The 14,327-nt window shown below is 59.2% G+C and carries 12 protein-coding genes and 4 tRNA genes; 14 read left to right on the forward strand and 2 right to left on the reverse strand.

Features of this window, described 5'->3' with window-relative positions:
• Window positions 1-185: 185 nt before the first annotated feature.
• Window positions 186-1,043: a bifunctional methylenetetrahydrofolate dehydrogenase/methenyltetrahydrofolate cyclohydrolase FolD gene (gene folD, locus NMB38_RS07885; protein ID WP_027914581.1), complete on the reverse strand. Its 858-nt coding sequence runs from the start codon at window positions 1,041-1,043 to the stop codon at window positions 186-188.
• 270 nt (window positions 1,044-1,313) lie between these two features.
• Between folD and NMB38_RS07890 the strand changes: the two genes are divergently transcribed.
• From NMB38_RS07890 to NMB38_RS07940, 11 genes are all read left to right on the forward strand, one after another.
• Window positions 1,314-1,390: transfer RNA gene (locus NMB38_RS07890), tRNA-Arg, on the forward strand.
• A 41-nt stretch (window positions 1,391-1,431) separates the two neighbouring features.
• Window positions 1,432-1,507, forward strand: a tRNA-His gene (locus NMB38_RS07895).
• 51 nt (window positions 1,508-1,558) lie between these two features.
• Window positions 1,559-1,643 (forward strand) — tRNA-Leu (locus NMB38_RS07900).
• 36 nt (window positions 1,644-1,679) lie between these two features.
• Window positions 1,680-1,755 (forward strand) — tRNA-His (locus NMB38_RS07905).
• 324 nt (window positions 1,756-2,079) lie between these two features.
• A complete protein-coding gene (locus NMB38_RS07910; RefSeq protein ID WP_027914582.1) occupies window positions 2,080-2,379 on the forward strand; it encodes a DUF6388 family protein in 300 nt (99 codons plus the stop codon).
• Between the two features lie 246 nt (window positions 2,380-2,625).
• Complete coding sequence (gene tig, locus NMB38_RS07915; protein ID WP_028686925.1) at window positions 2,626-3,939, forward strand: trigger factor; 1,314 nt, start codon at window positions 2,626-2,628, stop codon at window positions 3,937-3,939.
• A 90-nt stretch (window positions 3,940-4,029) separates the two neighbouring features.
• The gene (clpP, locus tag NMB38_RS07920) at window positions 4,030-4,671 is read left to right on the forward strand and encodes an ATP-dependent Clp endopeptidase proteolytic subunit ClpP (RefSeq protein ID WP_023536171.1); all 642 of its coding nucleotides are present in this window, start codon (window positions 4,030-4,032) and stop codon (window positions 4,669-4,671) included.
• Between the two features lie 108 nt (window positions 4,672-4,779).
• On the forward strand, window positions 4,780-6,063 hold the full coding sequence (gene clpX / locus NMB38_RS07925) for an ATP-dependent Clp protease ATP-binding subunit ClpX (RefSeq protein WP_023536000.1): 1,284 nt from the start codon (window positions 4,780-4,782) through the stop codon (window positions 6,061-6,063).
• Between the two features lie 162 nt (window positions 6,064-6,225).
• Window positions 6,226-8,622 (forward strand): endopeptidase La, encoded by a 2,397-nt coding sequence (lon, locus tag NMB38_RS07930; RefSeq protein WP_027914584.1) that lies wholly within the window; start codon window positions 6,226-6,228, stop codon window positions 8,620-8,622.
• Between the two features lie 151 nt (window positions 8,623-8,773).
• Window positions 8,774-9,046: an HU family DNA-binding protein gene (locus tag NMB38_RS07935; RefSeq protein WP_027914585.1), complete on the forward strand. Its 273-nt coding sequence runs from the start codon at window positions 8,774-8,776 to the stop codon at window positions 9,044-9,046.
• 183 nt (window positions 9,047-9,229) lie between these two features.
• Window positions 9,230-11,101: a SurA N-terminal domain-containing protein gene (locus tag NMB38_RS07940; RefSeq protein ID WP_181073688.1), complete on the forward strand. Its 1,872-nt coding sequence runs from the start codon at window positions 9,230-9,232 to the stop codon at window positions 11,099-11,101.
• 72 nt (window positions 11,102-11,173) lie between these two features.
• Here NMB38_RS07940 and NMB38_RS07945 read toward each other — a convergent pair whose 3' ends face one another.
• Entirely contained in the window at window positions 11,174-12,214 is a 1,041-nt protein-coding gene (locus tag NMB38_RS07945; RefSeq protein ID WP_028686927.1) for a patatin-like phospholipase family protein, read from the reverse strand.
• Window positions 12,215-12,378: 164 nt separating this feature from the next.
• Here NMB38_RS07945 and NMB38_RS07950 point away from each other — a divergent pair, with 164 nt between their 5' ends.
• The 3 genes from NMB38_RS07950 (at window position 12,379) to NMB38_RS07960 (ending at window position 14,322) form a co-directional block, all read left to right on the forward strand.
• A complete protein-coding gene (locus NMB38_RS07950; protein ID WP_023536014.1) occupies window positions 12,379-12,657 on the forward strand; it encodes a hypothetical protein in 279 nt (92 codons plus the stop codon).
• 14 nt (window positions 12,658-12,671) lie between these two features.
• Window positions 12,672-13,451, forward strand: a complete 780-nt coding sequence (locus NMB38_RS07955) for a CHAD domain-containing protein (RefSeq protein ID WP_132579027.1) — start codon at window positions 12,672-12,674, stop codon at window positions 13,449-13,451.
• 73 nt (window positions 13,452-13,524) lie between these two features.
• The gene (locus NMB38_RS07960; RefSeq protein WP_028686928.1) at window positions 13,525-14,322 is read left to right on the forward strand and encodes an acyl-CoA thioesterase; all 798 of its coding nucleotides are present in this window, start codon (window positions 13,525-13,527) and stop codon (window positions 14,320-14,322) included.
• Window positions 14,323-14,327: the final 5 nt, after the last annotated feature.

Raw genomic sequence — 14,327 nt, forward strand, 5'->3', positions numbered from 1 at the left:
GCGTTGGCAGGAAGGGCCAGGAGGAGTTCTGGCGTTGGATGGCAGGGGCAGTGATTAGCGATGACTACATGCGGTGGCAGGACGCCCAGGCTAACCGATAATCGAATTCGCCTGAATCAAAATGGGGCGGCCGATGACCGCCCCTCGCTCACGCAATGACGGCAGGGCCGCCATGCTCGCTCGCCTCAATCGCCGTGAAGCGTCTCGGCCGCATACAAGGTGTTTTCCAACAGGCAGGCGCGGGTCATCGGGCCCACGCCACCCGGTACCGGGGTAATCCAGCCAGCACGGGGGAGGGCGGTTTCGTAGACGACGTCGCCCACCAGCTTGCCATCTTCCTGACGGTTGATGCCGACATCGATGACGATGGCGCCTTCCTTGATCCATTCACCCTTGACCAACCCGGGTTTGCCCGCGGCTACGACCACCAGGTCCGCGCGCCCAACATGTCCTGCCAGGTCCTGGGTGAAGCGGTGGCACACGGTGATCGTACATCCGCTGAGCAACAACTCCAGCGCCATTGGCCGGCCAACGATGTTGGAGGCCCCGACGATCACGGCATTCATGCCGTACAGGTCCTGCCCCGTGCTTTCAAGCAGGGTCATGATGCCTTTGGGTGTGCAGGGGCGCAGCAGCGGAATGCGTTGTGCGAGGCGACCGACGTTGTAGGGGTGGAAGCCGTCCACATCCTTGTCCGGGCGGATGCGCTCGAGCAGCAACGATGCGTCGAGGTGCGCGGGCAGCGGCAGTTGCAGCAGGATGCCGTCAATGGACGGGTCGTCATTGAGACGATCGATCAGTTCAGTAAGTGCTTCTTGCGTGGTGTGACTCGGCAGGTCGAAGGCCTGCGACAGGAAGCCTACCTCTTCGCAATCCTTGCGCTTGTGCGAGACGTAAACCTGGGAGGCAGGGTCGGTGCCGACCAGAATCACTGCCAGGCCCGGCGTGCGCAGGCCCTCCTGGCGCCGCTGCGCGACACGTTGAGCGATTTGCTGGCGCAGCTTGGCGGCAATCGCCTTGCCATCGATTAGTTGTGCAGTCATAGACGCGTGATTAACCATCGGAAGGGAAACAATAAAGAACGCGTATTCTCGCACGACATGGCCGGAGGGCAAAGGCGGGCGGTCGGGCAAATGCCCTAACCCCTTCAATAATTTAAATTTTTTTTAGAAAGTTGTTGACGACCCCAGGGGTCGGCTATAAGATTCGCCGCACTTGTCGGGCACAGCCTAGCACTGGTTGGCGAAGTCGGGCAGAATGAGTCGTTTGGCAGTGAGCTGTCAGTGCCTTGTTCGGTTAGGCTTCATGCTTAAGCGCCCGTAGCTCAGCTGGATAGAGCATCCGCCTTCTAAGCGGATGGTCGCAGGTTCGAGTCCTGCCGGGTGCGCCACTTAGGCAGCTTTGGCAAGCAAGGTGATTGAACGCGTTTTGGTGGGCGTAGCTCAGTTGGTAGAGCGCTGGATTGTGATTCCAGTTGTCGTGGGTTCGATTCCCATCGTCCACCCCATATTCTTCGAAGGCGCCGCGCTGTAACTGGCGCCTTTGTTTTAAGCGTTACGCGGACGTGGTGAAATTGGTAGACACACTGGATTTAGGTTCCAGCGGCGCAAGCTGTAAGAGTTCGAGTCTCTTCGTCCGCACCATGCTTCAGTAAGGCAGTACCGTTACACCGCAATATGGTGGGCGTAGCTCAGTTGGTAGAGCGCTGGATTGTGATTCCAGTTGTCGTGGGTTCGATTCCCATCGTCCACCCCATCTTTATATGAAAGGCGCCTTGATCGTGAGATCGGGCGCCTTTTGTTTTTGGTGCGTCCGGACCCTGAGTGAGTGCGTGGCGTGGCTGATCCTGTGGTAATCAGGGCAGTCATCGCGCTCGACTCGCCCGCTCCCAAGGGGGCTGGCTCGCCACACGGGCGGCTCCGCTGCTGGCCGCACCTTTCAGGTGAACCGCCGACATGAAGCGGGGGATCAGTATTTGTTGCTAGCCGCCCTTGCAATCCGCTGGTGGCATCCCAATAAAAGCTGATAGATTTCAGCCGGTTGAAACCCGGTGAAGCGGGAAGTACCAGGACATAGCCAATGATCGCAAAAGAAGCCCGCCAGGCTGCCGCGCTGCAGCGTTTCGCCGAAGCGAACCCTCACCTGCTCGAAGAGATCCGCGCGCTTGATGCTCGTGAGCAGGCGCAGCAAATTCAGTGGGCGTTCGAGGATGCCGCTGAACAACGAGGCATCCAGCCCTGGGAGCTCGCACTTGAGCTGATCGCTGAAACCCCGGAGCAATTGCGGGCTATGCGCTTGGAGACCCATCGAGAGGTGGCCGATGCGCTTGGATTGTCCTGGGAGGAGTACTGCCAGTTCAACGAGATCGAGCTCGAATAAGGGCCGTGCGGTTCAAGGTGTATTTGTTGAGCAAGATGTTGCGGCACGTATTGGCCGGAATGTCGGGCCAGGCTTATTGGAAACAGGTCGCGCGGTGTGCCGTGCGGCCCTTGAAAGTTAATCGACCGGCGTTGTTTCAGGTCGTCCCGAGTGGGGTGACTTCTGCAGCGCGACTCACTAGAATGCTTGCCCTTGATTCTGGAGTCGGGCTAACGCCGGCTAACGTCTGTGCAACGAGGAATATCCATGCAAGTTTCTGTTGAAAACACTTCCGCTCTCGAGCGCCGCATGACCATCGCCGTTCCGGCTGAGCGCGTCGAGAACGAAGTCAACAAGCGTCTGCAGCAGACTGCCAAGCGCGCCAAGGTTGCCGGCTTCCGTCCTGGCAAGGTGCCCATGAGCGTGATCCGTCAGCGCTTCGAGGCCGATGCCCGCCAGGAAGCCTTCGGTGATCTGGTTCAGGCTTCCTTCTACGAAGCCATCGTCGAGCAGAAACTGAACCCTGCCGGCGCGCCGTCCGTAGAGCCCAAGTCTTTCGAAAAAGGCAAGGACCTGGAGTTCGTCGCGGTCTTCGAAGTGTTCCCGGAGTTCACCGTTGCCGGCCTGGAGTCGATCAACGTCGAGCGCCTGAGCGCCGAAGTCGCCGATTCCGATCTGGACAACATGCTGGAAGTGCTGCGCAAGCAGAACACGCGTTTCGAAGCCGTCGAGCGCGCCGCTCAAACCGACGATCAGCTCAACATCGACTTCGTTGGCAAGGTTGACGGTGAAACGTTCGCCGGTGGCTCGGCCAAAGGTACTCAGCTGGTGCTGGGCTCCGGCCGCATGATCCCAGGCTTCGAAGACGGCCTGGTCGGCGCCAAGGCTGGTGAAGAGCGCGTCGTCAACGTGACCTTCCCAGAGGATTACCAGAACCTGGACCTGGCCGGCAAGGCCGCCGAGTTCACCATCACCGTCAACAGCGTGTCGGCCCCTGTGCTGCCTGAGCTGAACGAAGAATTCTTCGCACAGTTCGGCATCAAGGAATCGACCCTGGAAGGCTTCCGCGCCGAAGTTCGCAAGAACATGGAGCGTGAACTGCGCCAGGCCATCAAGACCAAGGTCAAGAACCAGGTCATGGACGGTCTGCTGGCCGCCAATCCGATCGAAGCGCCAAAGGCTCTGCTGGAAAACGAAGTCAACCGTCTGCGCGTGCAGGCTGTTCAGCAGTTCGGTGGCAACATCAAGCCTGAGCAACTGCCGGCCGAGCTGTTCGAAGAGCAAGCCAAGCGCCGTGTTGCGCTGGGCCTGATCGTCGCAGAAGTGGTCAAGCAGTATGACCTCAAGCCAGACGATGCCAAGGTTCGCGAAATGATCGAGGAGATGGCCTCGGCTTACCAGGAGCCTGAGCAAGTCATCGCTTGGTACTACAAGAACGACCAGCAGATGAACGAAGTGCGTTCGGTTGTACTTGAAGAACAAGTTGTGGATACTGTTCTGCAGAAAGCGACTGTGACTGACAAGTCGGTCTCGTATGAAGAGGCCGTCAAGCCAGCCCAGGCACCTGACGAAGCCGAGTAAGCGGTCTTTTCGCAGGAAGCCCCCACAAGCCAGCCTTCGCGCTGGCTTGTGTGTATTCAAGCCATGACTATTTGGGAGTGAGCGCAGGACATGTCCCGCAATTCTTTTATTCAGCAGAGCTCTGACATCCAGGCTGCAGGCGGCCTGGTCCCTATGGTTATCGAGCAGTCCGCCCGTGGCGAGCGCGCCTACGACATCTATTCGCGCCTCCTGAAGGAGCGCGTGATCTTCCTTGTTGGCCCGGTCGAAGACTACATGGCCAACCTCGTCGTCGCACAGATGTTGTTCCTTGAGGCGGAAAACCCGGACAAGGATATCCATCTGTACATCAACTCGCCGGGTGGGTCCGTGACCGCCGGCATGTCGATCTACGACACCATGCAGTTCATCAAGCCGGACGTATCGACCATCTGCATCGGCCAGGCCTGCAGCATGGGTGCGTTCCTGCTCGCCGCCGGTGCCAAGGGCAAGCGTCACTGCCTGCCGAACTCGCGCGTGATGATTCACCAGCCACTGGGCGGGTTCCAGGGCCAGGCTACCGATATCGAGATCCATGCCCAGGAAATCCTGAACATCAAGGCGCGCCTGAACGAGCTTCTGGCCTACCACACCGGCCAGGATCTGGAAACCATCAAGCGCGACACCGAGCGTGACAACTTCATGAGCGCCTCGCGCGCAGCCGAGTACGGCCTGATCGACTCGGTATACGACAAGCGGCAACTGGCTTCCTGAAGCGGGAGGCCAGGGCAGGTAGGCGCATGACGCGCCTGCCTGCGGACTTGAAAAAGCCCGCAATTGCCTTCATCTTGTGTTGCAAGCCTACCGGATTGGATCGATCGAATGACTGACACCCGTAACGGCGAGGACAGCGGCAAATTGCTTTATTGCTCCTTCTGCGGCAAAAGCCAGCACGAAGTGCGCAAACTGATTGCCGGGCCCTCGGTATTTATCTGCGACGAGTGCGTCGACCTGTGCAATGACATCATCCGCGAGGAGGTGCAGGAAGCCCAGGCCGAAAGCAGCGCGCACAAATTGCCTTCGCCGAAAGAAATCAGCGGTATCCTCGACCAGTACGTCATTGGTCAGGAACGCGCGAAAAAGGTGCTTGCCGTGGCGGTTTACAACCACTACAAGCGCTTGAACCAGCGTGACAAGAAGGGTGACGACGTCGAGCTGGGCAAGAGCAACATCCTGCTCATCGGCCCGACGGGCTCGGGTAAGACCTTGCTTGCCGAAACCCTGGCGCGCCTGTTGAACGTACCGTTCACGATCGCGGACGCCACCACCCTGACCGAGGCCGGTTATGTGGGTGAGGACGTCGAGAACATCATTCAGAAGCTGCTGCAGAAGTGCGACTACGATGTGGAAAAAGCCCAGATGGGTATTGTCTACATCGACGAAATCGACAAGATTTCGCGCAAGTCGGACAACCCGTCCATCACCCGTGACGTTTCGGGTGAAGGTGTGCAGCAAGCTTTGCTGAAGCTCATCGAGGGCACTGTTGCTTCCGTCCCTCCACAGGGCGGCCGCAAACACCCGCAGCAGGAATTCCTGCAGGTTGATACCCGCAATATCCTGTTCATCTGTGGTGGCGCGTTCTCCGGCCTTGAAAAGGTCATCCAGAACCGCTCCACCAAAGGTGGCATGGGCTTCGGTGCTGAAGTGCGCAGCAAGGAAGAGGGCAAGAAAGTCGGCGAGTCTCTGCGTGAGGTCGAGCCTGACGACTTGGTCAAGTTTGGCCTGATCCCCGAGTTTGTGGGCCGCTTGCCAGTATTGGCAACGCTTGATGAGCTGGACGAAGCAGCGCTTATCCAGATCTTGACCGAACCCAAGAACGCGCTGACCAAGCAGTACGCCAAGCTGTTCGAGATGGAAAGCGTCGACCTCGAGTTCCGCAGTGATGCGCTCAAGGCCGTTGCTCGCAAAGCGTTGGAGCGCAAGACTGGCGCCCGTGGCCTGCGTTCCATTCTGGAAGGCGTGCTGCTCGACACCATGTACGAGATTCCCTCTGCGAAGGAAGTCAGCAAGGTGGTGATCGATGAAAGCGTCATCGAGGGTACCTCGCAGCCGCTGATGATCTACGAGAACAGCGAGCCGCAAGCCAAGGCCGCGCCTGACGCCTGATCAAGGGGCAGGTCGCCTGACCGTGTAGCACAGAGGGGGCCTTGGGCCCCCTTTTTGCTTTTCCTGCGCCAGCGCTTGTAATTTCGTGGGTGTACCCCCACATTAGGTCCAAACATCAATTCCACGGTTTCCGGCCACTAAGGCCGCTGTAGAGGCGAAATCATGAAGACCACCCTCGACTTGCCTCTTTTGCCATTGCGCGACGTCGTTGTTTACCCGCACATGGTCATCCCGCTGTTTGTGGGGCGTGAGAAATCCATCGAGGCCCTCGAAGCCGCGATGACGGGCGAAAAGCAGATTCTCCTGCTCGCCCAGAAAAACCCGGCTGATGACGATCCGGGCGAAGACGCGCTATACCGCGTTGGTACCGTAGCCACCGTGCTCCAGCTGCTGAAACTGCCTGACGGTACCGTGAAAGTGCTGGTCGAAGGTGAGCAGCGGGGTACTGTCGAGCGCTTCAGTGAAGTCGATGGCCATGTGCGCGCCGAAGTGTCCCTGATCGACGAAACCGAGGCTGTAGAGCGCGAGTCGGAAGTATTTGTGCGCACACTGCTTTCGCAGTTCGAGCAGTACGTGCAACTGGGCAAGAAAGTGCCTGCCGAAGTGATGTCATCGCTCAACAGCATCGATGAGCCCGGGCGCCTGGTCGACACCATGGCCGCCCACATGGCCCTGAAGATCGAGCAGAAACAGGAAATTCTGGAAATCGTCGACCTGCCAACGCGGGTCGAGCATGTCCTGGCACTGCTTGATGCCGAGATTGACCTGCTGCAGGTCGAAAAGCGCATCCGTGGCCGGGTGAAAAAGCAGATGGAGCGCAGCCAGCGCGAGTACTACCTGAATGAGCAGATGAAGGCCATTCAGAAAGAGCTTGGCGATGGTGATGAGGGTCATAACGAGCTCGAGGAGCTGAAAAAGCGTATCGAGGCCGCTGGCCTGCCCAAGGACGCCATGACCAAGGCCCAGGCTGAGCTGAACAAGCTCAAGCAAATGTCGCCGATGTCGGCTGAGGCCACCGTAGTGCGTTCCTACCTGGACTGGCTGGTTCAGGTGCCTTGGAAAGCGCAGAGCAAAGTGCGCCTGGACCTTGCCAAGGCCGAAGACATTCTTGATGCAGACCACTACGGTCTGGAAGAGGTCAAGGACCGTATTCTCGAGTACCTTGCCGTGCAAAAGCGCGTCAAGAAAATCCGTGGCCCAGTGCTGTGCCTGGTTGGCCCACCTGGCGTGGGCAAGACGTCCCTGGCCGAATCCATTGCCGCTGCGACCAACCGTAAATTCGTGCGCATGGCCCTGGGCGGGGTACGGGATGAAGCTGAAATCCGCGGCCACCGCCGGACCTATATCGGCTCCATGCCCGGCCGGTTGATTCAGAAGATGACCAAAGTGGGCGTTCGCAACCCGCTGTTCCTGCTCGATGAAATCGACAAGATGGGCAGCGACATGCGCGGCGATCCGGCCTCGGCACTGCTGGAGGTGCTGGACCCCGAGCAGAACCACAACTTCAACGATCACTATCTGGAGGTCGATTACGACCTGTCGGACGTGATGTTCCTGTGCACCTCCAACTCGATGAACATCCCGCCAGCGTTGCTGGACCGGATGGAGATCATTCGTCTGCCGGGTTACACCGAAGATGAAAAAATAAACATCGCAGTCAAATACCTGGTGCCCAAGCAGGTCAAGGCGAACGGCCTGAAAAAAGAAGAGCTGGAGATCGATGTCTCGGCCATTCGCGACATCATTCGTTACTACACGCGCGAAGCGGGTGTGCGTGGTCTTGAGCGTCAGATTGCCAAGGTCTGCCGTAAGGTCGTCAAGGAACATGCAGGGCAAAAGCAGGTCAACGTCAAGGTGACCGGCGAGCAGCTCGAACACCTTCTGGGCGTGCGCAAGTTCCGTTATGGCCTGGCCGAGCAGCAGGACCAGATCGGCCAGGTGACGGGTCTGGCATGGACACAAGTGGGCGGCGAATTGCTCACCATCGAGTCCGTGGTCATTCCTGGCAAGGGCCAATTGATCAAGACCGGTTCGCTCGGTGACGTCATGGTCGAGTCGATTACGGCCGCGCAGACAGTGGTGCGCAGCCGTGCCCGCAGCCTGGGGATCGCAGCAGACTTCCATGAAAAGCACGACGTTCATATTCATATGCCCGAAGGCGCCACCCCCAAAGATGGCCCGAGTGCAGGCATCGGCATGTGCACCGCGCTGGTGTCGGCACTCACTCAGATACCTGTGCGCGCGGATGTAGCGATGACAGGCGAGATCACGTTGCGCGGCCAGGTTCTGGCCATTGGCGGGCTCAAGGAAAAACTGCTGGCCGCACACCGGGGCGGCATCAAGACGGTGATCATTCCTGAGGAGAACGTGCGTGACCTGAAGGAAATCCCGGAGAATATTAAACAGGATCTGCAGATCAAACCGGTCAAATGGATTGACGAAGTCCTGCAAATTGCGCTGCAATACGCCCCGGAGCCCTTGCCAGATGTGGCTTCCGAGATTGTCGCGAAGGACGATAAGCGCGACAGTGAGGCAAAGGAAAGAATTAGCACGCACTAACAGTTTCAGCCCGGGTGGCTTTCTTGACAGTATTTTCGGCGCCTTGCTATAAAGCGGCACGTGAGTGTCATCAGGCCACCCAGCACCGTTTTCACACGCTTTTCTTTACATACTTAGAAACATACTCAATAGAGCACAAGGGGACTTACGAGTGAACAAGTCGGAACTGATTGACGCTATCGCCGCACATGCAGACATTCCCAAAGCCACCGCTGGCAGAGCGCTGGACGCAGTGATCGAAACCGTCACCGGCGCCCTGAAGCAAGGCGACGATGTCGTTCTGGTCGGCTTCGGCACCTTCTCTGTCAAGGAACGCGCTGAGCGTACTGGCCGTAACCCGCAGACCGGTAAGGCGATCAAAATTGAAGCCGCCAAGGTTCCAGGTTTCAAGGCAGGTAAAGGCCTGAAAGACGCCGTCAACTAAGTCGTCTCTTTCAGCCGGACCCGGCCAGGCCAGGTCCGAGCACGCTGAAGGCGGGACGCAAACGTTACCGCCTGATTCGTATGCTAAGAAAAGGCGCATCCTCGGATGCGCCTTTCTTTTATCAGGACTCTACCCACGCTCCGCGGTTGTCGACGCAGTGGTACAGCCGTCTCTGGGGGACGCATGCTGCAAAATATCAGGGACAATTCACAAGGTTGGATTGCCAAAACCATTATCGGTCTCATTGTCGTATTAATGGCATTGACCGGGTTCGAAGCCATTTTCCAAGCCGCCAGCCACAGCCAGGATGCTGCCAAGGTCAACGGCGAAACGATCAGCCAGAACGAGCTGAGCCAGGCGGCCGACATGCAGCGCCGCCAGCTGGTGCAGCAACTGGGTAAGGACTTCGATCCTGCGCTGCTTGACGACAAGCTGCTGCGTGAAGAGGCCCTCAAGGGTCTGATCAGCCGCAAGCTGTTGCTCGAAGGTGCGAAGGACGCCAAGTTCGCGTTTTCCGATGCTGCGCTCGATCAAGTCATGCTTCAAACGCCGGAGTTCCAGGTTGACGGCAAGTTCAACAGCGACCGCTTCGACCAGGTCATCCGCCAGATGGGCTATGGGCGTATGCAGTTTCGCGAAATGCTCGGTGAAGAAATGCTCATCGGGCAGTTACGTGCCGGGATCGCCGGCAGCAGCTTCGTAACCGATCAGCAAGTCGATGCTTTTGCACGCCTTGAGAAGCAGACCCGCGATTTCGCGTCCTTGACCTTCAAGGCCGACCCAGCCGCGATCAAGATCAGCGACGAAGAGGTCAAGCAGCACTATGACGCCCATGCCAAAGAGTTCATGTCGCCTGATCAAGTCGTCATCGATTACGTAGAGCTCAAGAAATCGTCGTTCTTTGACCAGGCCAAGGTCACTGACGAGGCGCTCAAGGCTCAGTACGAGAAAGAGATCGCCAACCTGGCCGAACAGCGCCGCGCGGCGCATATCCTCATCGAGGTCAACGACAAGACCACCGATGCCCAAGCCAAGGCGCGTGCTGACGAAATCGAACAGCGCCTGGCCAAGGGTGAAGATTTTGCCGCGTTGGCGAAGGAATTTTCCCAGGACCCAGGTTCGGCCAGCAACGGCGGTGACCTCGGCTTTGCCGGCCCTGGTGTGTACGATCCGGCGTTCGAACAGGCGCTGTATCAGCTGCACGACGGTCAGGTCTCAGCCCCGGTTCGTACCGAATACGGCTATCACATCATTAAGCTGCTGGGCGTTGAAGCGCCCGAGGTGCCGAGCTTCGCGAGCCTGAAAGACAAGCTGACCCGCGACCTCAAGACGCCACTGGTCGAGCAACGCTACGTGGACGCCAGCAAGCAGTTGCAGGATGCCGCTTACGAGGCCTCCGACCTGGTGCAGCCGGCTCAGGACTTGAACCTCAAGGTGCAAACGTCCGTTCCGTTCGGTCGCGAAGGCGGCGACGGTATCACTGCCAACCGCTCCGTGGTGCAGGCAGCGTTCTCGGAGGAAGTGCTGGAAGAGGGTGCCAACAGCACCGCCATCGAGCTCGATCCGGAGACGACGGTGGTACTGCGCGTCAAGGAACACCGCAAGCCTGCACAGCTGCCACTCGAGACGGTTGCCAAGAACATTCGCGAGCATCTGGCCAAAGAGAAAGCCACCGCTGCCCTCAAGGCCAAGGCGGACAAGCTGATCGCGGGGCTGCGTGATGGCTCCATCGCCCCTGGAAGCGTTCAGGAAGGCCAGGGCTGGAAGCCCTATGAAGCCGTCTCGCGTGGTCAGGAAGGTATCGATCCTGTCGAGCTGCAGGCATTGTTCCGTCTCGGCAAGCCGCAAGCCAAGGACAAGCCCGTCTATGGCAGCGTCGTGCTGCGTGATGGCAGCCTGGTCGTGCTGCAACTCAAGGGTGTCAATGACGGTGCTGCGGCCACTGATGAAGAGAAGCAGCAGATCCGCCGCTACTTGGCGTCTCGTGCGGGTCAGCAGGACTTCGCCGCCTACCGCAAACAGCTGGAGGCCAACGCGGACATCACGCGTTACTAAAGCCGTTTGGAAACACGCGACAGGCCGCTATAAGCGGCCTGTTTTTTTTCCTGTGCGCAGGCACCGCAAGCGTTAGCGTTTGACACCCTCATGATTGTCCAATGTGTCGCGTGCGATCTCGCGGCCCAGTGCGATCAGCTCGGGCGCCTTGTAGAACTCGAAGAAGCGACACACACGCTTGGGCACGTTGATCAGTACGTCAGGCGGATAGCCGGCGATCTTGTACTGCGCCAGTGAAGTCTGCATGACTTCGAAACTCTGGTTGATCAAGTCCAGCAGCGAGGCCGGCCCTACGTTGTCGATGATGAACGAACCGGTGGCAGACTTGGGCGCGCCTTCGCTTTCGGGGGCCGCCGTAGGCTGCTGTGTCTGCGGATCTGCCGATTCGGCCAGCCACGGGTTCACGGGGGAAAAACGATCGCGCGTCATGCCTTTTTCAATACGGACCAACTCTTCGGCGGGCTTGCGGCGAAACGGCAGGTGCGAGCCAAGCGAGTTGATCAGTGCATCGAATCTCATCTTGAAGGCTGCAGGTCGCTCTATCACTGGAAGTTGATACTGCTTCTGGTTGGTGGCGTTGAGGTTGACCGCAATGATCAGGTCGCAGTGGCTCGATACCACGGGCACGATGGGTAACGGGTTGAGGATGCCGCCGTCGACCAGCATGCGGTTACCTTGAACCACGGGCGTGAATAGACTGGGTATGGCAGCCGAGGCGCGCATGGCTTGGTGCAGGCAGCCTTCCTGAAACCAGATTTCCTGTTGGTTGGTCAGGTCAGCTGCAACGGCGGTATAAGGAATGCGCAATTGCTCAATGTTGATGTCGCCTACTATCTTGCGGATCTGACCGAAGACCTTGTCGCCCCGAATAGCGCCCAGACTGAAGCTAACATCCACCAGGCGCAGGACATCCAGATAGTCCAGGCTCTCGATCCAGCGTTTGTATTGCTCAAGCTTGCCTGCAGCGTAAATGCCGCCAACGACCGCTCCCATGGAGCACCCGGCAATGCAGGCGATTTCATATCCGCGGCGTTCGATCTCCTCGATCACGCCGATGTGCGCATACCCTCTGGCCCCGCCTGATCCGAGCACCAATGCCACGCGTTTGTTCATCAACTTCCCTCAGCGTTCGCCACTTAAGCTCTACAATGCACGCATCGTACCCTTGGCAGCAATGCGCAACCTGTCGAGGACCTGCTTGGTCAAAGCCAGGCGGGCACTTTTACAAGGGGTTGGCGTCGAACATGCATTGTTTCTCTCCCTCAGAGGTTTAGCTGATGAAAGCCTGGATCTGCCTGCCGTTGATTGCCCTGACCCTTGCTGGTTGCGCTGGCAAGACGGCGTACCGTGACAGCTGTGCCACACAACTGGACGCCGCCTGGAAGGAGCTTGACCTGGCCAAGGCTGAAGGCTTTGCGGGGGCCGTGAGTTATTCCAAGGCGCTGTCGCTGCTTACAGGCGCCAAGACGCAGCAGCAATTCGAGGGTTACGAAAGCTGCACGCGCAAGGCTGAAAAAGCACGCTTCTACATCCGTGAGTCCCGTGCCGGCCGTTGATCGAGGGTTGCCACATGTCTGACATGCTTGATCACCTCATCGCCCAGATCATCACCTTGCACGTCAGGCTCCTGGCGTGCCGCGAACGCCTGGCGGTCGACACCGACAGTGAAGCCCTGCACGACCTGCGCACCACCGTACGCCGCCTGCGCAGCCTGGTACGACCACTGCGCGGGTTGCCTGGTGTGGAGCAACTCGAAAGTGCCGCCAAGGCGCTAGGGACGCTCACCACGCCGCTGCGCGATGCTGAAGTACTGGGCGCCGCCCTCATTACCCAAGGGTTCGAGCAGGCCGGGCGCAGGCGTCTGCAAGGGCGAGGGCCATCCTACGCCAGCGTCGCACGCAGCCCGCAGCTTACCCGGTTACTGGGGGCGGTGGATGCGTTTCCCGCGTTTTTGCGTGGCGCAGATCGCGATGGCCTGATTCAGGCGTTGGACAAGCGTATCGAGAAACGCTTGCGCAAACAGTGGCGCAAGCTGACCGAGGCCTTGCAGGATCCCAATCACGATCGTCACCGGTTGCGGTTGCTGATCAAACGAGCGCGGTACGCAGACGAAGCCTACCCCCAGTTCGGCCACGCCCCGAAGAAGCTCAAACGCACCCTGAAACGAGCACAGGGCGATCTGGGGGATTGGCATGACCGTCTGCAATGGTTGCTGCAAGCGCAACAGCACGCCGATCTGGCGGGCTGCATTAGCGGATGGCAACACCAGTCGGAAGAGGCCGAGCGGCGGTCGGACAGCACGCTGGACGCGTTGGGTGCTGCGTTGGCCCGTCGCAAGCCCGGACAATGACCGATATGAAGGCTGTTGCAGGGGCCAGGGCCGGCTAGGATGGGAGCACCGTTACCCGTGCAGGAGCTGCCCAATGACGTTCGAACAAGTGCTCGAGGCTGCCAGAGCTCATCCCGACAGCGTGCGCGTACCGGCAGGCTGGGGCCAGGGGCGAGCGATTTTTGGCGGCCTGATGGCTGCCATGGTGTTCGAGGCGATGCGTTCCCGGCTAGGTCATGACCGCCCGGTGCGCTCACTGGCCATTACTTTCGTGGGTCCTGCCTCGGCAGATACCCCGATTCGGCTGGAGGTCGAGTTATTGCGCCATGGCACGGGTGTCAGCACGCTGCTGGGCCGCGCCGTGCAGCAAGGACAGGTGGTGACGCTGGTACAGGGCAGTTTCGGGGCTGCACGAAGCTCTGCCGTGTCCGTACCCGCCGTACCTGCACCAGAAATGCCGGCGCTTGAGGCGAGTGCAGCACCATTGCCTCATATCCCAGGTGTGACACCGCAATTCATGAAAAACCTGGAGTTGCGCTGGGCGATCGGTGGGCTTCCGTTCAGCGGCAATGACTCGCGCACCATGGGGGGCTGGGTGCGCCTGCGTGACCTGCAAGACGGGGAAATGAACGAGGCGCACCTGCTGGCGTTGGTAGACGCCTGGCCACCTAGCGTTCTGCCCATGCTCAGACAGCCTGCAGCCGGCAGTACACTTACCTGGACCATTGAGTTCGTCCAGTCTGTACGCTCGCTGAACGCTGGCGATTGGTGCCAGTACCGTGTGGAAACCGAATACGCACGCGAGGGATATGGCCATGCGGCCGCTGCATTATGGAGTGCAGACGGCGCATTGTTGGCCTTGAGCAGGCAAACGGTGACGGTGTTTGGGTGATGCCC

It is taken from the genome of Pseudomonas sp. FBCC-B35, assembly GCF_059133755.1.